This window comes from Shewanella khirikhana (assembly GCF_003957745.1).
GTDB classification, from domain to species: Bacteria; Pseudomonadota; Gammaproteobacteria; order Enterobacterales; family Shewanellaceae; genus Shewanella; species Shewanella khirikhana.
Map to the genome: position 1 here is coordinate 4,238,065 of NZ_CP020373.1, position 17,778 is coordinate 4,255,842.

A 17,778-nucleotide genomic window follows, 5' to 3' on the forward strand; every position below is an offset into this window, starting at 1 on the left:
ACGGAATACCGATAGCATAAAGCCCTGTTAGCAACGACCTGAATGGAAACCCTTTTGCCAAGACTGCCGCGACTGTCCCTGGCCATCATGGCACCCCTGTGCCTGACCCTGCTCTACCTGTGTTTGGTGGGGGCAGAGTTTTTCTACGAAAAGTCGCAAAAGCAGGAGCAGGTTGCCGAGTCGCAACTGGCACAAATCCGCCAGCAGATGTTCCGTCTGCAGCACATAGTGTCTGAGGCACTGGCGGTGCAGGACGTTGACCGTATTTCCCAGGAAGTTTCCCTCGCCGCCACCGATCTCGACCTGATGGTGATGGTGTTGGTGGATCCCGCCAGCAATATTCGCTACGCCAACCATCTGGTGTGGCAGGGCAGCCGTGCCAGCCAGGTGATTGATGGCTACGACGTGCTGCGGCATCAGCAAACCGTTACCGCCGACAAGCCCTGGGTACAGGTGAATCCGCAGCGCCTGTCGATTCAGGCCTACTACCCCGTGAGCCACAAGGGCATCCCTCGTTACGGCGATATCAACCTTATTTACCTCGAATACGACCTCTCCGGTGCCTATAGCCGTGCCGTGGGGCAATTGCAGCAGCGCTTTATGCAGATTTGGGGTGGCGGCGCCATCTTCATTTTGCTGTTTTTGCTGGTGTTTCACTATGTGGGGGTGCGGCCGCTACGGCAGTTGCTGCGCCTGGCTCGCCGCGCCAACGTGGATGAACTTGGCCAACCCATCACCCTGGCCTCCAGCGAAGTGGCCCGGTTGCAGGACTATTTGCATTCCACCGAGCAGCGATTGCAGCGGGCGTTAAAGCAGCTCAGGGATTCCGAGCAGCGCTGGCTGTTTGCCGTGGAAGGCTCGCAAACCGGCATCTGGGACTGGCAAATCAGTACCGGCGAGCTGTTCTTATCCGACCGCTGGAAAGAAATGCTCGGCTACGGCGCCATGGAAGTGAAAAACGAATACAGCGCCTGGGAAGGCCGCCTGCATCCGGAAGATCGGGAGCAGGTGATCAGCAGATTGCAGGCGTATCTGAACGGCGAAACCGAAGTCTATGAAAGCCGTCACCGGCTGATGCATCGTCAGGGCCATTATATTTGGGTGCTTGACCGTGGCATGGTGGTGGAATGGCAGCCCGATGGCAGACCAGCGCGGGTGATTGGCAGTCAGCGGGATGTATCTGAAGACATGCGTAATCAGCAGGCCATTGCCCATCAGGCCAATCACGATGCACTGACCAACCTGGCTAACCGCCGGGCGGTGATGGATGCCCTGTACGAGTTTCAGCAGTCCGGCGGTACCGGTTTGCCGCGTATGGGCGCGCTGCTGCTGATTGATTTGGATAACTTCAAGCTGATTAATGATGCCTTGGGGCATCACCACGGCGACCGTTTGCTTATCCAGGTGGCGGCGCGGCTGTCGGGCTTCTTCAACGGCAACGCGCTGGTATCGCGTCTTGGCGGTGATGAGTTTGCCATCATGGTGCTGGATTTGGCCCCGGACGAGGCGCAGGCCTCCCATCAGGCGCTGCAATTGGGCGCCGAGCTGCGCCAGTTGCTGGCGCGCAGTTTCCAACTGTCGGATCAGCAGATTAACGTGTCGGCTTCGGTGGGGATTTGCCTGTTCGACAATCGCCATACCCATGAGCCTTCGCAGCTGCTGCGCCGTGCCGATATGGCCATGTACGAGGCCAAGGACAGCGGCCGCAATGGCTGTGCCCTGTACGACGATGCGCTGGAAGACAAGGCAACCGAAAACCTGTGGCTGCAGAATGAATTGCGTCACGCCATTGAGCGCGAGCAGCTGTCGCTGGTGTTCCAGCCGATTTACAGCCGTGACGGCGAGTTGGTGTGCTGCGAGGCGCTGTGCCGCTGGTATCACCCCGAGCGAGGCCCGATTTCACCGGCCAAGTTTATTCCGGTAGCAGAAGACTGCGGCCTTATCCTCAACATAGGTCAGTGGGTGCTGCTGGAAGTGTGCCGTACCATCAAGGCGATGGAGGCCAAGGGCACGCCCATGCCGGCGGTGGCGGTAAATATCAGCGCCCGCCACTTCAACCAGAGTGATTTTGTCGAGCGTCTGATTGCGCTGCTCAAAGCGCAGCAGGTGTCGCCCAAGCAGATTGAGCTGGAGCTGACCGAATACGCGCTGCTGTCCAATCTCAATGTGATCAGCGAGCGGATGCAGCACCTGCGCCGCGCCGGGTTCTCGATTGCCATTGATGACTTTGGTACCGGCTATTCGTCGCTGAGCTATTTGCAGAGTCTGCCGCTGTCACGGCTTAAGCTGGACGCCGCCTTTGTGGGCCGTATCGGTACCGAGGCAGGCGACGCCATAGTGCGGGCGATTGTGGACATGAGCCACAGCCTGAATCTGCAGGTGGTGGCCGAAGGGGTAGAAACCGAGGCGCAGCAGAATTACCTGACAGTGCTCGATTGTGACTTCTTTCAGGGCTATTTGCTGGGCAAACCCATGTCGGCCAGCTTGCTGGTGGCAGATGAGCTTGATACCCGCACCGGCGCCAGCGCCTGAATCCCAAGCTTTCCGAATCCCAAGCTTTCCGTTGAGCTGCCTGAAGCGGTCAGTGATGCACTGACCGTCGATGGTGGTGTTAGCTGTGGCTGGCGAAAAAGCTCAGTAAGGCGTTGATGGCCTTATCCCTTGCCGGATCCAACTCCATAAAGATTTCGTGGCGGGCGCCGTCAATGGCCAGCAGCTCGCACAGGCCGCCAACCGCCCGGTTCTGGGCCTTATTGTCCACTATGGTGTCTTCACTGGCCTGCAGTACCAGCAGCGGGATTTTGGTTTCGCGGGCAGCCAATACGCTTTCATCGCAGGCATCCAGTGCCTCCAGCAGCCAGCGGTTGGTGGGCGAGCCCAATTGCAGCTGCGGGTTTTGCTCATACAGCTCGCGGTAAGCCTGATAACGTGCCTCACTCTTGGTGAGGTCGTTTTTGGCGAAGGGCGCCGGGGTGTAATCCTTGCCCCCCAGAATATAGTTGGGCAGCCCCTTGGCGCTGGCATCCAGCTTATGGGCCAACCAGCGAATAAACACCTTGTTCATTGGCAGGCAGATGCCGTACATGGGCGCCGAGAAACAGGCGGCGCGGAACAGCCCCGGATGCCCCTGCAGATACAAGGTACCAATGGCGCCGCCCATGGAGTGGCCGGATAAAAACAGCGGCCCTGTGGCGCGCGGCAGTACCACTTGTTCCATAAAGGCGTGGAAGTCACTGAGGTAGTCAGCAAAGTGCGCTACATGGCCCATATGACGATTGGGCGTCAGGCGACTGGATAACCCCTGACCGCGATGGTCGAGGGCAAAGACGCTGTAACCTGCATCATAGAAGGCCTGATACAGCTCCAGGTACTTGAGAAAGGCCTCGATACGGCCGTTGGAAAACACAATGCTGCCCTTTGGGCTGGGATGTGCCAATGCCAGCCAGGCGATATCGACGCCCGGGCTGGTGGTCAGGCTGCCAAGTTCGCATTGGGCAAACAGAGTTTGCTGCGATGGCGGAATAGTTAACTTGGTGTTCAAAGCAGATTCTTGTATTCGGGTCCTGGAAAAATACCGGGGCCATGGGCCCCGGAATCGCATCATGCCGCTTTGGCGGCGGCAATAAAGTCGTTGATTTGCTGCTCCAGCACCGACAGCGGCACGCTGCCGTGGGCCAGCACTGCGTCGTGGAAGGCGCGGATATCAAACTTGTCACCCAGCTCGGCTTCGGCCTTGGCGCGCAGACGCTTGATGGTCAACTCTCCAATTTTGTACGACACCGCCTGACCTGGCCAGGAGATGTAGCGGTCAATTTCGGTGTTGACGTTATGCAGCGACAGCGCCGTGTTGCCGGCCATAAAGTCGATGGCCTGCTGACGGCTCCAGCCCTTGGCGTGCATGCCGGTGTCGACCACCAGACGGGCGGCGCGCCACATCTCATAGGTCAGGCGGCCAAAGTTGCTGTAAGGGTCAGTGTAGAAACCGCCTTCCAGCCCCAGGTATTCGCTGTACAGGCCCCAACCTTCACCGAAGGCCGAAATATAGCTGTAGCGGCGGAAGTTGGGCAGCTTATCCAGCTCCTGATTGAGGGCGATTTGCAGGTGGTGACCTGGCACGGCTTCGTGCAGGGTCAGGGCTTCCATTTCGTACAATGGACGCTTGTCCAGCGCGTAGGTGTTAACCCAGTAGTAGCCGGGCTGATCCGCACTGGAGGAGCCCGAATAGCGGCCTGTGGTGTACTTGGGGGCGATTTCTGCCGGTACCGGCTCTATGCCGTAGGGCTGACGTGGCAGCTTGCCAAAGAACTTTGGCAGCATGGCATCGGCCTTTTTGGCGATATAGGCGGCTTCTTTCAACAGTTGCTCTGGGGTGGTGGCGTAGAAGCGCGGATCGGTGCGCAGGAAGTGCAGAAACTCATCGAAGCTGCCCTTAAAGCCGGTGCTCTTGATGACCTCTTCCATTTCGGCGCGGATTCGCGCCACTTCCTTGAGACCCAACTGGTGCACTTCGTCCGAGGTCATGTCCAGGGTGGTGTAGTAGCGCACCCGGTTCTCGTAGAAGTCCTGGCCGTTTGGCATATCGTAGGCGGCGATGGTTTCACGGGCGTTTGGCATGTATTCGCCAGTCATGAAGTCATAGAAGGCCTGATACTGGGGCAGCACTTTCTCGGCTACGGCCTTGCGACCGGCTTTGGCCAATTCAGCCTTGTCAGCGGCGCTGAAATGGGCCGGAAACTCTTTGAAAGGGGCGAAATAGGTGCTGTCTTCCACCGGCACCATAAAGGCGCTGATACTGTCTTCAAAGCCCTTGAGGGTAACCTTGGGCGGGGTAATGCCGCTTGCCAGCCCCTGGCGCAGCCAGAAGGTTTGCTGGGCAAAGTATTGCGGCAGGGCATTCAGCTTGGCGAGGTAGTTGTCGTAGTCTTCGCGGGTTTTGAAGCTGCCCTTGGCCATGGAAGCAATATAAGCGTGGAAGCCGCCTTCGGAAGAGATGGGCATGTAGTGGTCTTTAAACTGATACATGTCGACATCGTTTTGAATTTGCCCCTGAAGGATATCGGCATTGATGCGGTCTTCCTTGGAAAGCTTGCTGCGATCGAGTGCCTTCAATGAGGCCAGCAGGCCCTGGCGCTTGAGTTGGGTCTCGGCCAGACGCTCGGGGGAGAGATCTGACAGCTTGCCTGCGGCAGACTTGTCGCCCTGGCTGTAGGCCAGCGAGGGGCTGATTTCCAAATCCAGCTGCCAGGCTTTGTCGATGATGCTTTGCAGGTTCTTATCGAGAATAACCGGGGCAACGGCGGCCGCTGCGGCTTTGGGCTCTTCGGCGGCCGGGCGCTGCTGGGCGCGATTGGCGTCGTAGGAATACCTGTAAGCATCGCTGGCGGTGGTGTTGACGTTGCAACCGGCGAGGGTGCCGGCCAGTGCCAACGCGAGCAGTGACGGTGTGAAGAGCTTGTGCATGCCGTTGTCCTTGTGATTTTGTGTTTTCCAAGCTGGGATTATGCCTGACTCAGCTTTGCTTGCCAGCCCGGTGGATGAAGTTTAGCGGCTAAGTTTGTGAGAAATTGTTGATTTTGCGAACAGAGTGAAGATTACTCGAAATGGTGCGCCTAAATGCGTGTTAAACTTAACCTCTGCCCAAGACCAGGAATAAAAACACAATTGGCGGGGCATTCAAACAGGGGTTAACTATGATCGATAACAAGATTCCTTTGGTGGATCTCCACCGGCATCTTGACGGCAACGTCCGGGTGCAAACCATTTGGGAGCTGGGTCATCAGCACGGTATCGCCTTACCGGCGGACTCGCTGGAGACGCTGGCGCCTTTCGTTCAAATTCAGGGTAAGGAAACCAGCCTGGTCGCGTTTTTGAAAAAGCTCGACTGGATGGTAGCCGTGCTCGCAGACCTGGATGCAGTGCAGCGGGTTGCCCGTGAAAACGTGGCCGACGCGGCGCTGTCCGGCCTCGATTATGCCGAGCTGCGTTTCAGCCCTTACTACATGGCAATGAACCACAAGCTGCCTATCGAAGGCGTGGTGGAGGCCGTGATTGACGGCGTAAATCAGGGCATGAAAGACCATCCCCAGGTGAAGATTAACCTGATTGGCATCATGTCCCGCTCCTTCGGTGTGGATGCCTGCACCGCCGAGCTCAATGGCCTGCTGGCCCACCGCGACAAGCTGGTGGCCATCGACCTGGCCGGTGACGAGCTGGGCTTCCCTGGTAACCTGTTTAACGACCACTTCAAGCGGGTGCGTGACTCAGGGCTTAACATCACAGTACACGCAGGCGAAGCCGCCGGTGCTGAGAGCATGTGGCAGGCGATTCAGGAGCTGGGGGCGACCCGTATCGGTCATGGCGTGAAGGCGGTTCAGGATCCCAAGCTGATGGAGTACCTGGCCAAGCACAGCATAGGTATCGAGTCTTGCCCTACCTCCAACCTGCAAACCTCTACTGTGAAGTCGCTGGCTGAGCATCCACTGCGCACCTTCGTGGATGCCGGTGTGCTTGTGTGCCTCAACACTGATGATCCGGGCGTGAGCAATATCGACATCAAGCACGAGTACGCCCTTGCCCATAACGAGATGGGCTTCAGTGCCGCCGAGCTTGCCAAGCTGCAGGCCAATGGCGTGGAGATGGCGTTTATCTCTGACTCAGAGCGTAAAGCGCTGTACGCAGCCAAAGCCTGATGTAAGCGATTAAGCTGATAAAAAAACCGGCCAAGTGGCCGGTTTTTTGTTGGCTGATGAAGCCTGAAGCTTAGATCACCCGAGAGAACTGCTGCTGACGGGCCTTCTCGCGGAAGTACACGTCAAAGCACATGCAGATGTTGCGGATAAGCAGGCGGCCGGTTTCAGACACATGGATGCGACGGTTTTCTATGCTCACCAGCTTGTCGTCGATGAAGGTTTGCAGCAGCTTCAAATCCTGGGCGAAGTAGTCCTCGAAGGTGAAGCCGAACTTTTCATCGATAACGGCCATATCCAAATCGAAGTGACAGATAAGCTGCTTGATCACCACCCGGCGGATTTCGTCGTCGTGATTGAGCTTGCAACCCTTCCACAGTGCATGACCATGGTCGTCGATGGCCTCGTAGTAGGGGCGGATATCTTTCTGGTTCTGGGCGTAGCAGTCGCCAATCTGGCTGATGGACGACACACCGAGGCCGAGCAGGTCGCATTCTTCCTGGGTGGTGTAACCCTGGAAGTTACGGTGCAGCTTGCCGTCGCGTTGCAGACGCGCCAGCTCGTCATCGGGCTTGGCGAAGTGATCCATGCCGATGTACTGATAACCGGCGTCCACCAGGGTCTCGATGGTCTGGTGCAGGATTTCCAGCTTCTGCTGCGGTGATGGCAGGTCTTCGTCCTTAATCTTGCGCTGAGCGGCGAAGCGTGCAGGCAGGTGGGCGTAGTTGAACACCGACAGACGGTCTGGCGACAAATCCAGAATGCGCTGAATGGTTTCGGCGAAGCTTTCCGGCGTCTGATGGGGCAGGCCGTAAATCAAGTCCACGTTGGTGGACTCAAAACCCATAGCCTTGGCCTTGGCAATCAGGTCGAAAATAAACTGCTCGTCCTGCGGACGGTTTACCGCTTCCTGCACCTGCTTGTTGAAGTCCTGTACCCCAATGGAAATACGGTTGAAACCGGCTTCTTTGAGGGTATCGAGCATGGTCAGCTCAATCTCGCGCGGGTCAACTTCGATGGAGAACTCGCCTTCGTCGGCAAAGTTGAAATTGTCCTTCAAAAGCTTGGTCAGGCGCAGAATTTGCTCTGGGCTCAGGAAGGTAGGAGTACCACCGCCCCAGTGCATCTGGGTAACGGTATAGCCCTTGAACAGGGGGGCACGATTTAAGATTTCACTCGCCAGGTACTCAATGTACTGATCGGCCTTGTGGGCATGGCGGGTAATGACCTTGTTGCAGCCGCAGTAATAACAAAGCTTGGCACAGAAGGGAATGTGAATATAGAGTGACAGTTTGTCGCTCTTGCTGTGCTCAATGGCACTCAGCAAATCCTGCTCGGTGAAACCGTCGTTGAACTCCAGCGCCGTGGGATACGAGGTGTAACGGGGACCGCTGTAGTTGTATTTCTCGATCATCGACTGATCCCAGCTGATTTGTGTGGGCTGCTTCAAGTCGTGTCCTCCGGTAATTTAGCAATGGGCGAAGTATGAGGCCTTTTCGGCCAAATAACCTTGATCCAGGTTGTAAATTTCGTCACAGGAGAAGGAATATCCATGAAAAAGACGCTCTTGTCTGTCACTTTGTGGGCGTTATGTGCCAATGCTCACGCGCTGACCCTCATCCATGCGGGAACAGTCATCGACGGTGAGTCATCCAAGCCCTTGCAAGAGGCCACAGTGGTGCTGGACGGCAACCGCATTCAGGCGGTAGAGCGGGGCTATCGCACGCCGGGCGCGGGCGATACCGTGATTGATTGGCGTGATGGCACCCTGATGCCAGGCTTTATCGATATGCATACCCACCTGACCTTTCAGGGCAGTAAAGACTCTTACCTCGAGCCCTATACTCTGAACCCGGCCGACGTGGCACTGCGTGGGGTGATGTATGGCAAACGTACCCTCAATGCGGGCTTTACCACAGTGCGTGACCTGGGCGATGCTGGCAATGCCTCAATCGCGCTGCGTAACGCCATCAACAAAGGTTGGGTGCAGGGGCCGCGGATTTTTACCGCCGGTACCAGCATTGGCACCACCGGCGGCCATGCCGACAAGACCAACGGCCGCAATCAGGAGCTGGTGGGCGACCCCGGCCCCAAGCAAGGGGTCATAAACGGTCCGGTCGATGCCTATAAGGCGGTGCGTCAGCGCTATAAAGACGGCTCGGACCTGATTAAGATCACCGCCACCGGCGGGGTACTGTCGGTGGCCAAGAGCGGTGAAAACCCGCAGTTTACCGATGAAGAGCTCAAAGCCATAGTGGCCGCCGCCAAAGACTACGGCTTTAAGGTGGCGGTGCATGCCCATGGCAAAGAAGGAATGAAGCGCGCCATTCTGGCCGGAGTGAACACCATTGAGCACGGCACCTACATGGATGATGAGCTGTTTGCGCTAATGAAAAAACACAAGGTTGCACTGGTGCCAACCCTGACCGCCGGCGAATACGTGGCCGACAAGGCGAAAATTGACGGTTTCTTCCCTGAAATCGTGCGCCCCAAAGCCGCTAAAATTGGCCCGAAAATTCAGGACACCTTTGCCAGGGCTTACAAGGCTGGGGTGACCATCGCCTTTGGTACCGATGCCGGGGTGTTTGAGCATGGCAGCAATGGCCGCGAGTTTGTGCTGATGGCCCAGGCGGGCATGCCTCCCATGGCTGCAATTCAGTCAGCTACCTCGGTGGCGGCCAATGTGCTGGGGCAGAGCGAGCTGGGCGCCATCAAGCCAGGCAACTTCGCGGATTTGGTGGGGGTTCGCGGTAATCCGCTGGATAATATTGCCCTGCTTGAAAACGTGCAGCTGGTGATTAAAGACGGCGAACAGGTGAAATAACTTCAGCCAAAAAGAAAAGGGCGCCGAGCGCCCTTTTTTATGCATGAAGCTTCACTGTCAGTGGCAGCTTGCCAGCTTGAAGTCTTTCAAACGCTTGGCATCATCCAGAATTGCCTCTGTGAGTTCAGCCTCGGACTTCATCCGCTCGAAATCAAGCTTCATCCGTTCCTGCTTTGGCAGCGCCTTGCGCTCTTCCATGATGGGATGATTACGGATGCGCTCAAAGTGCTGAAACAGCGCCGGATAGTCGCCGCTGACGCGCTCAGACAGCGACAACACCTCAAACAGGCGTGCAATGCGCACCACGCCTTCAGAGACTTCACATCTGTCTTCCAGCATGGCGTGGGCGATGTAGCGAATGTCTTCAAATATCGACTCACGGCGGGCATCGGTGGCGGCCTTGCGCTCAGCCTCGGCCGCAGCGCGGGCTTCATTTTGCTTTTTCAGTTTCCACAGCAGTGATGCCGCATAAGCCGCGAGGGCAAGCACTATCACTACAGCAATAATGACGAGAGTAGAGGACATGGTTCGCCTGCTCCGTTTTAGTCTTTATCCTGATACTGTTTCAACAGCTCGGCGCCAGACTCGAATTTGTCCAGCAGGGCGTCATCGTCATCTCTGGCGTCGGCCTGGCTGTCGTCCAGATCGCTGATACCGAGTTTGTCCATCAGGGCTTCGATTTTCGACAGTTGCTCATCGAGCCAGCGCTGATCTTCGCCGCCCAGTACCCGACCTTCTTCCAGACGATCCAGCAGTTCGTTCAGACGTGGATCTTCTTCGAGTTTCAGCAGCAGTTGTTCGTCACTGAGTTTTGGCTGCTTGGGCTTGGGAGCTTTTACCGGCGCCTTGGTTTGTGGGGCCAGCTCCAGTGCTATCGGCTTTTTGCTGCCGTGACGTGGGTCTTTGCTGCCCTTTTGGCCTGAACCACCTTGCTTGTCCATACCGGGGTTCTGGCGGCTGCCGGACTTATTGCCGGTGTCGCGCTTTTTGGATGAGGGCGCGCGCTCGGATTTTGGGGTGCGGGGCGCGTGTTTGGGCGCGGTGCCGCTTGGCTTGCGTGACTTTTTGATTCGGGTCATGACTGTGTTAACTCCGCAGTGCCTGGAATAACCCGGTTCAATTGCCCGGGGTCAAGTTTGGGTCGCGTTTTATAGCAGATCCCGATGCTTTTTGCATCAGGATGAGGTCGTTTTCGGCAAATATTAGCCTAAAGCCGCTGTGAGCGGCCAGATATTCAAAGGTTTCCCGGCTCGGGAAGCTGACATGGGCCAGATTATTCTTGTGATGCCACTTGCCGAAACGCCCTGGGTCGGTCAGCAGCCGGGTGCTGAGCGCCAGGTAGCCGCCTTCACTGAGCAACCTTTGGAACAGTTGCCATTCCCGATGCGGAGCGCCGAAGTGCTCAAATACCCGATAGCAGCAGATAAAATCGTATTGCTGCTGCAGGGCTTCGGTGTCGGGGGCGACAAAGGGATCGTACTGTTTCAGCCGGTGGCCAGCTTCCTCAATCAGAGTCAGCGTCTCGTCATCGAGCAGTCTGCCGTAATTCAATCCAGAAAGAGAAGACTGGGATTGCTGGCCGAGCTCATGCAGCAAAGGCAGCACAAACTGAGGCAGGTTTCGTTGGTTTTCAAGGGAACCGCCGCGGCCATAACGACTGCGAATGGCCTGGGGTGGCAGATGGGCACCGCCATCGGCAAATACCAGGCCGCAGTGACCACAGGTGTGGAAGCTGCGCTTCTTATCCTGATGAAACAGCCGGGTATCCAGCCTTAGGCACAGGGGGCAACGTCGCATGGGATCCCATAGTTGAGGCGAGTGTCAGGGCGGGGCAAGTATATCACGGGAAAGAAAAAAGGCGGCAGTTGCCTGCCGCCTCAACATCGGTGCCTCAGCACCCTATCCTGATTCCAAGTATCCGTACTTGCTATGTGACTTTCCCGGTCAGATCCGTCTTCTTTTTACTGCTTTCCTTGCGGAAATTTCTCGTTTTCGGTCTTCCAGACACTTTCTTTATATACTGTCACCTTCCTGATAACAGTTTCCGTAGATGGTCTGTGACACATCCGCTAACCAACCCGTCTTCATTGACGATAAGCAAACCATCCTTGTCACAGGTACCTTCCAGTGATAACAGCATCCAGCCGGTGCATCCAAAGCATTACGCTTCCAGTGCGCTCCTGTGCAAGGCACAGAATCCTGTTGGTTGAGTATCCCTGAAATTTTAAGGGGAGGGCTAAACAGCCAGATGCCACATTCGGCGTTCCCTTATTTGATTTACCCGGATTTCATCATGAAATCACTGCTCGTTATTATTATTCGTGAGTGGGCTTAGCGATGTTATTGTTATTAGTTAACTTTATTCTTATATCTTGAATGTAAACCGTACCGAAACCTGTATGTTGTCAGTATGATTTTTGTTCATACAGATGGGTTTGTTTTGGCACGAGGGTAATTAAACCGAAAAGCGTGATCGGTGTCAAGTAAAAATAAAATCAGTTGACGTAAACGTCAACTTTGCGATGTAAAAAAGGGCGATAATACTCGCCCTTCATATCACACCTGAGGGTTACTTCAGGTTAGCGATGTACTTGGACAGGGCTTCGATGTCAGCATCGCTGAGCTTCTTGGCCACATCCTGCATCATACCGTTCAGGTCGTTGGTACGGGCCTTGTCACGGAACTTGGTCAGCTGGATCTTGATGTAGTTGGCGTGCTGGCCAGAAACCATTGGGAAACCGGCTTGCTCAGTACCTTTGCCGTCTGGACCGTGGCAGGCCACACAAGCAGTGATACCGCGAGACATGTCACCACCCAGGTAGAGTTGCTCGCCCAGTGCGGGTACGTCGGCTACTGGAGCATGGGTTTGAGTCTGGCTGGCGAAAAACGCGGCCAGATCAGCCATATCCTGTTCGTTCAGGGTCATTACCATGCCGCCCATGATAGGATCCATACGGCCTTCTTTGCCGCCGGTTTTCATGGCGTTCTGGAAATCATGCAGCTGCTTTTCCAGGTAATGGGCGTGTTGACCGGCCAGCTTGGGGTACATGTCGATCATGCTGTTGCCGTCGGCGCCGTGGCAGGCAACGCACAGAGCCGCTTTAGATTGACCCGCAGCCGCATCACCTTCAGCCATCGCAGTGGTAGACATAGCAGCGAGAACAGACAGCGCAAGAGCTAACTTTTTCATAGCGTTCCAACTTCTTGTTAAGATTATTGTCCCGAGCTTACCGGCCTGGCCCGCAAGCGTGGTAATATAGCGTAATGTGATCGGTGCAATATTTTACACGAAAACGTGCAAAAGTAAGCAATTCTTCGACAATTTCTGCCCAAGCCTGACAATATTCCGGAGTCCACAGTGAGCCAAACCCGTATCGATTTTCGTCAAACCAAGTTTTTGATCAGTGCGCCGGATATCGCCCATCTCGACAAGCACCTGCCGGGTGATACCGGGGTGGAAATTGCGTTCGCCGGTCGTTCAAACGCCGGTAAATCCAGTGCACTCAATGCCTTGACTGAGCAAAAGAACCTGGCTCGTACCAGTAAAACGCCGGGGCGTACCCAGCTTATCAACGTGTTTGAGCTGGACAGTCAGCGCCGCCTGGTGGACTTACCCGGCTATGGTTTTGCCAAGGTGCCACTGGATATGAAGCGTAAATGGCAAAATGCCCTCGGTGAATATCTGCAAAAGCGCGAATGCCTCAGTGGCGTGGTGGTGTTGATGGATATTCGTCATCCGCTGAAAGATCTCGATCGCCAGATGATTGAGTGGTCAGTGGCGAGTCAAATTCCTGTGCTGGCACTGCTCACCAAGGCCGACAAACTGGGCCAGAGCGACAAGATGAAAACCGTCAATGCGGTACGGAAAGAGCTGGCCGAATTTGGCGATTGGGTGAGTGTTGAACCCTTCTCTTCCTTAAAAGGCACCGGCAAGCCGAAGGTGCTGTCGATTCTGGATGCCTGGTGTCACCCAGAGTGGCTCGAAGAGCAAGGTGAGGCTGAAGAAACCGGCGAATAACCGTATCTCAATGCATTTAAGAACGCCGCTTGCGGCGTTTTTTATTGCCTGAAAAACAGTATGTTAAAGCTACATGGTATTTTTAAGCTGTGTGGAATGTGTTAACGGGGCCAGCCGATGTCGGTGTGCCCGGTAACGCTGAAATTCGGTTGATTTCAGACATAAAAAAACGCCGACGGACCAGCCATCGGCGCAAAGTCTTAGCTCTTTTGGGGAGAAGCTAAAAATTCAACAAGACTCAAGTACCACCAAACTGCTTCGATGGCTCTCAATGAACACATCTTATCCGCTCTTTCTGTGAAATTAAAGTAAAAGCTCTAAAATTTTTTCAGGGCATAAAAAAAGCCCCAGCATACGAGATGCTGGGGCGCCATAATTTGGCATCACTATCAAGTGAAATAAAGGTCTGAAAGATAGAACATCTTAACCTCTGTACCCTACGCCGAGAATAATACTGTAATTGACGGAAATATGAAAACAGTTTTTTTGAAAAAGAGACAATAATGTGAGGTCGATCCCACTGAAACGCTCATAAAAGCAGCTTAATTTGATCTGAAAGTTACAATTAAGAGCCTATAAACAGGCGCTTAGGTTTTTAGTAGTCGTTCATGGAATTTTTTCTGATCAAAAGGCTACATCCAGAGTCTTTACTCAGCTTCTCACTGTTTTGCCGGATTTGATACGGATTGTTCGGCCTTTGAGACTGCTGAGAGTGACTAACACGTCCACCGGTAACCGCATTCACAAGCCGTAAACTGACCTCTGACGCGCTGTGCACAAGACCCGGAGAGCGCAGAGGTTTGGCTGCTGCACTTACCTTTATGCACACAGATGATTTTTACATTTTTATATCAATTGCTTATCACCAAAGGGCGAGCGCTCTCTTGTTACTGTCTGGCGTGATAGCGCAAGACGCAATTGTTCATAAAGGACTAGTTCGTCTCGCACTAGCGCCAGGCGCAATCATTCGGGCTGAGGCCAGTTAACTGCAGCCGCGCCGACGTCTGGCGCTGAGTTTCAGCGTTGCCTGGATGTTCTATCTGGTGAGTAGCGATGTGGTGAGCAGCGCATCGAGATGCGCGAGTGTGGAGAGAAGTTTGGTGACAAGTGCGGTGACAAATGTGGAGAGAAGTGTGGAAAGAAGCAGCAGGAAGACCCGGGGCTATCAGAAGTCGGTTTACAGAAACAGAAGTAGCGGGAAGCCCAGCTACACCAGCAATCTGAGCTGCGCTGAGGCGGAATTGAACGCTAAGCGCGGCTTACCCTGTCAGCTGAGGTGACCAAACAAGGGGCTGACAGTAAGGAAGATGCAGAAATCGGAATTGAGCGTATAAAAGAGGTATAACAAGATCTGTTACGGCGATAACTGATATTCTTTTATTTTCAGAAGTTTATCTTGCTGGTGTTGGCAGGGTAAAGCCGCTGGCGGCGACACTGCGCCGCCAACGGACTTACAGAGGTTATCAGTCAGAGGTTATCAGTGGGCCTGATCCCAGTTGTCGCCAAGCCCCGCTTCGGCCAATAGTGGCACATCCAGTCTGGCGGCGGCCGCCATCATTTCACACACCTTGTCTTTCAGGGCATCGGCCTTATCGGCATCCACCTCGAAAACCAGTTCATCGTGCACCTGCATGATCATCTTAATTTCGCCCTGGGTCTCGGTGTTAATCCAGTGCTGAATGGCAATCATGGCCTTCTTGATGATGTCAGCTGCCGTGCCCTGCATCGGGGCGTTAATGGCGGCGCGCTCGGCGGCCTGACGGCGCATCGCGTTGCGGTCGCGGATTTCCGGCAGATAAAGACGGCGGCCAAACAGGGTGGCCACATAGCCTTGCTCCGAGGCCATGGCACGGGTGTCTTCCATGTACTTAAGCACGCCAGGGTAGCGCTTAAAGTAGGTGTCGATATAGCTTTGTGCCTCGTTGCGGGGAATATCCAACTGACGGGCCAGACCAAAAGCCGACATGCCGTAAATCAGACCGAAGTTCACCGCCTTGGCGCGGCGGCGCTGTTCAGGCGTCACCGTCTCGAAGGCCACGTCGAACACTTCGGCGGCGGTGGCGCGGTGAATGTCCTTACCTTCGGCAAAGGCACGCAGCAGGCCTTCATCCTGGGACAGATGCGCCATGATCCTCAGTTCAATCTGCGAGTAGTCTGCCGCCAGAATGCGTTTGCCCTCGGGCGCAACAAAGGCCTGACGGATACGACGGCCTTCCTCGGTACGAATAGGAATGTTCTGCAGGTTAGGGTCGCTGGACGACAAACGGCCGGTGGCGGCGTTGGCCTGATGATAGCTGGTGTGCACCCGACCGGTGCGGCCATTGATCATCAGTGGCAGCTTATCGGTGTAGGTGCTCTTGAGCTTGGTCAGACTGCGATGCTCGAGGATGATCTTAGGCAGCGGGTAGTCCAGTGCCAGCTCAACCAAGACTTCTTCGGCGGTGGAAGGCGCGCCCTTTGGGGTCTTTTTGATGACCGGATAACCCAGCTTGGTGAAAAACAGCTCCTGCAACTGCTTGGTCGACGACAGATTGAAGGGCTCACCGGCAATCTCGTGGGCCTTTTTTTCAAGCTCATCAATCTTGCGTGCCAGCTCCTCACTCTGCTGACCCAGCAGCATGCTGTCGATAAGTACGCCGCGGCGCTCGATATCAGACAGCACATCAATCAGCGGCAGTTCGAGCTCGGTAAATACTGACTCCAGGCCTTCTTCTTTACTGAGGCGCGGCCACAAATGTTGATGCAGTCTTAAGGTGATATCGGCATCTTCGGCCGCATAGGGGGCGGCTTGTTCGAGGGCAATCTGGTTGAAGGTGAGCTGTTTGGCACCTTTACCGGCAATCTCTTCGAAGCTGATATTCTTGTGGCCCAGATACTTGAGCGCCAGACCGTCCATGTCGTGGCGACTGGCCACCGAGTTGAACACGTAGGATTCGAGCATGGTATCGAAGGCCACGCCTTTAAGCTGGATACCGGCATTGGCCAGCACGCTCATATCGTACTTGAGGTTCTGGCCCACTTTTTTGATGGCGGGATTTTCAAGCAGTGGCTTGAGCTTGGCCAGGGTGGCGTCCCGCGGCAGCTGCTCCGGCGCGCCGGGATAGTCGTGCCCCAGCGGCAGGTAAGCAGCCTTACCGGGTTCAATGGCGAAGGACAGGCCCACCAATTCGGCCTGCATATAGTCGAGACTGGTAGTCTCGGTATCTACCGCTATCAGTTCGGCCTTGCCGAGCTTCTCAAGCCAGGCATCCAGCTCGGCGTCGGTCAGCAGGGTGTCGTATTGGGTTTCGATGGCGGCAGCCACCGGTGTTTCGGTAGTCTCCTGGCTTGCCTGCGCTGCAGAAGCCCTGGCGCCGAGGGGTGACTTGTTGTCCAGCACTTCGGCAAGCCAGCGCTTGAACTCCATCTCGCCATAGCAGGCAATCAATTCGTCACGATCCGGCTCGGTGAGCGACAGCTGATGCCAGTCCTGCTCAAGCTCTACATCGGTTTTGATGGTAGCAAGCTGATAAGACAGCTCCAGCATTTCGGCATTGTCGCGAATTTTGGCTGCCATGGTTTTGGCGCCGCGAAAGCCCAGGTCTGTGACGCAATCGGGCTCGGCCAGCAGTTTTGCCACACCGCCTGCGCCTGTGAGCATTGCCAGCGCGGTCTTCTCGCCAACGCCGGGCAGACCTGGGATGTTATCGGCCTTATCACCCATCATCGCCAGCAGGTCGATAATCAGCTCCGGCCCCACGCCGAACTTGGTGGTCACTTCGTCCGGGCCAAGGATGGTGTCAGTCATGGTGTTGATCAGGGTGATATGTTCGTTCACCAGCTGAGCCATGTCTTTATCGCCGGTGCTGATAAGCACGCTGCGACCTTCGTTGCCGGCCTGCACGGCAATGGTACCAATCACGTCGTCGGCCTCAACGCCGGAAATGCTGATAAGCGGAATACCCAGCGCCTTGATGATGCGATGCAGCGGCGCAATCTGGCTGCGCAGGTCGTCAGGCATCGGCGGACGGTGGGCCTTATAGTCGGCAAACATTTCATTGCGGAAGGTTGGGCCCTTGGCATCGAATACCACTGCCATCTGAGTGGGCTGGTAGCGTGACAACAGGCTTCTGAGCATGTTGACCACACCATAAACGGCGCCGGTCGCCTCTCCCTTGGAGTTGGTCAGGTGAGGGGGCGCGTAATAGGCGCGGTAGAGGTAAGAGGAACCATCCACAAGGATGAGAGGGTTGCTGGCTATATCAGGCATA

12 protein-coding genes are annotated in these 17,778 nt (G+C 55.5%); 4 read left to right on the top strand and 8 right to left on the bottom strand.

What is annotated here, in order from left to right; translation table 11 throughout:
- The first annotated feature begins 42 nt into the window (after window positions 1-42).
- Window positions 43-2,532 (top strand): putative bifunctional diguanylate cyclase/phosphodiesterase, encoded by a 2,490-nt coding sequence (locus STH12_RS18640; RefSeq protein WP_237158672.1) that lies wholly within the window; start codon window positions 43-45, stop codon window positions 2,530-2,532.
- 79 nt (window positions 2,533-2,611) lie between these two features.
- Here the strand turns inward: STH12_RS18640 and STH12_RS18645 are convergent, their stop codons facing one another.
- Both STH12_RS18645 and STH12_RS18650 read right to left on the bottom strand, forming a co-directional pair.
- The gene (locus tag STH12_RS18645) at window positions 2,612-3,601 is read right to left on the bottom strand and encodes an alpha/beta fold hydrolase (RefSeq protein ID WP_164551314.1); all 990 of its coding nucleotides are present in this window, start codon (window positions 3,599-3,601) and stop codon (window positions 2,612-2,614) included.
- Complete coding sequence (locus STH12_RS18650; protein ID WP_126168945.1) at window positions 3,601-5,460, bottom strand: DUF885 domain-containing protein; 1,860 nt, start codon at window positions 5,458-5,460, stop codon at window positions 3,601-3,603. Before STH12_RS18650 ends, STH12_RS18645 begins: the two co-directional genes overlap by 1 nt.
- Window positions 5,461-5,690: 230 nt before the next feature.
- On the opposite strand from STH12_RS18650, the gene add reads away from it, so the two are divergent.
- Window positions 5,691-6,689 carry an adenosine deaminase gene (gene add, locus STH12_RS18655; protein ID WP_126168946.1) on the top strand — a complete coding sequence of 333 codons (999 nt, stop codon included), beginning with the start codon at window positions 5,691-5,693 and terminating at the stop codon, window positions 6,687-6,689.
- 70 nt (window positions 6,690-6,759) lie between these two features.
- On the opposite strand, the gene hemN is transcribed toward add, so the two are convergent.
- The gene (gene hemN / locus STH12_RS18660) at window positions 6,760-8,100 is read right to left on the bottom strand and encodes an oxygen-independent coproporphyrinogen III oxidase (protein WP_218567793.1); all 1,341 of its coding nucleotides are present in this window, start codon (window positions 8,098-8,100) and stop codon (window positions 6,760-6,762) included.
- Window positions 8,101-8,238: 138 nt separating this feature from the next.
- On the opposite strand from hemN, the gene STH12_RS18665 reads away from it, so the two are divergent.
- A complete protein-coding gene (locus STH12_RS18665) occupies window positions 8,239-9,510 on the top strand; it encodes a metal-dependent hydrolase family protein (protein WP_126168948.1) in 1,272 nt (423 codons plus the stop codon).
- Between the two features lie 57 nt (window positions 9,511-9,567).
- On the opposite strand, the gene STH12_RS18670 is transcribed toward STH12_RS18665, so the two are convergent.
- The 4 genes from STH12_RS18670 to STH12_RS18685 form a co-directional block, all read right to left on the bottom strand.
- A complete protein-coding gene (locus STH12_RS18670; RefSeq protein WP_126168949.1) occupies window positions 9,568-10,035 on the bottom strand; it encodes a DUF2489 domain-containing protein in 468 nt (155 codons plus the stop codon).
- A gap of 17 nt (window positions 10,036-10,052) precedes the next feature.
- The gene (yihI, locus tag STH12_RS18675; protein WP_126168950.1) at window positions 10,053-10,589 is read right to left on the bottom strand and encodes a Der GTPase-activating protein YihI; all 537 of its coding nucleotides are present in this window, start codon (window positions 10,587-10,589) and stop codon (window positions 10,053-10,055) included.
- A 37-nt stretch (window positions 10,590-10,626) separates the two neighbouring features.
- Complete coding sequence (locus STH12_RS18680) at window positions 10,627-11,307, bottom strand: methyltransferase domain-containing protein (protein WP_126168951.1); 681 nt, start codon at window positions 11,305-11,307, stop codon at window positions 10,627-10,629.
- A 772-nt stretch (window positions 11,308-12,079) separates the two neighbouring features.
- Window positions 12,080-12,700: a c-type cytochrome gene (locus tag STH12_RS18685; protein ID WP_126168952.1), complete on the bottom strand. Its 621-nt coding sequence runs from the start codon at window positions 12,698-12,700 to the stop codon at window positions 12,080-12,082.
- A 168-nt stretch (window positions 12,701-12,868) separates the two neighbouring features.
- Between STH12_RS18685 and yihA the strand changes: the two genes are divergently transcribed.
- Window positions 12,869-13,528, top strand: a complete 660-nt coding sequence (gene yihA, locus STH12_RS18690) for a ribosome biogenesis GTP-binding protein YihA/YsxC (protein ID WP_126168953.1) — start codon at window positions 12,869-12,871, stop codon at window positions 13,526-13,528.
- Between the two features lie 1,477 nt (window positions 13,529-15,005).
- On the opposite strand, the gene polA is transcribed toward yihA, so the two are convergent.
- On the bottom strand, window positions 15,006-17,777 hold the full coding sequence (gene polA, locus STH12_RS18695; protein WP_126168954.1) for a DNA polymerase I: 2,772 nt from the start codon (window positions 17,775-17,777) through the stop codon (window positions 15,006-15,008).
- Between the last annotated feature and the right edge of the window lies 1 nt (window position 17,778).

What these genes read in the sequence shown, in the direction of transcription:
- hemN (WP_218567793.1), bottom strand. Translation starts at nt 8,100, where the DNA reads ATGATCGAGAAATACAACTACAGCGGTCCCCGTTACACCTCGTATCCC.
- yihI (WP_126168950.1), bottom strand. Translation starts at nt 10,589, where the DNA reads ATGACCCGAATCAAAAAGTCACGCAAGCCAAGCGGCACCGCGCCCAAA.
- STH12_RS18665 (WP_126168948.1), top strand. Translation starts at nt 8,239, where the DNA reads ATGAAAAAGACGCTCTTGTCTGTCACTTTGTGGGCGTTATGTGCCAAT.
- STH12_RS18680 (WP_126168951.1), bottom strand. Translation starts at nt 11,307, where the DNA reads ATGCGACGTTGCCCCCTGTGCCTAAGGCTGGATACCCGGCTGTTTCAT.
- polA (WP_126168954.1), bottom strand. Translation starts at nt 17,777, where the DNA reads ATGCCTGATATAGCCAGCAACCCTCTCATCCTTGTGGATGGTTCCTCT.
- STH12_RS18645 (WP_164551314.1), bottom strand. Translation starts at nt 3,601, where the DNA reads ATGCGATTCCGGGGCCCATGGCCCCGGTATTTTTCCAGGACCCGAATA.
- add (WP_126168946.1), top strand. Translation starts at nt 5,691, where the DNA reads ATGATCGATAACAAGATTCCTTTGGTGGATCTCCACCGGCATCTTGAC.
- STH12_RS18650 (WP_126168945.1), bottom strand. Translation starts at nt 5,460, where the DNA reads ATGCACAAGCTCTTCACACCGTCACTGCTCGCGTTGGCACTGGCCGGC.
- STH12_RS18670 (WP_126168949.1), bottom strand. Translation starts at nt 10,035, where the DNA reads ATGTCCTCTACTCTCGTCATTATTGCTGTAGTGATAGTGCTTGCCCTC.
- STH12_RS18685 (WP_126168952.1), bottom strand. Translation starts at nt 12,700, where the DNA reads ATGAAAAAGTTAGCTCTTGCGCTGTCTGTTCTCGCTGCTATGTCTACC.
- STH12_RS18640 (WP_237158672.1), top strand. Translation starts at nt 43, where the DNA reads ATGGAAACCCTTTTGCCAAGACTGCCGCGACTGTCCCTGGCCATCATG.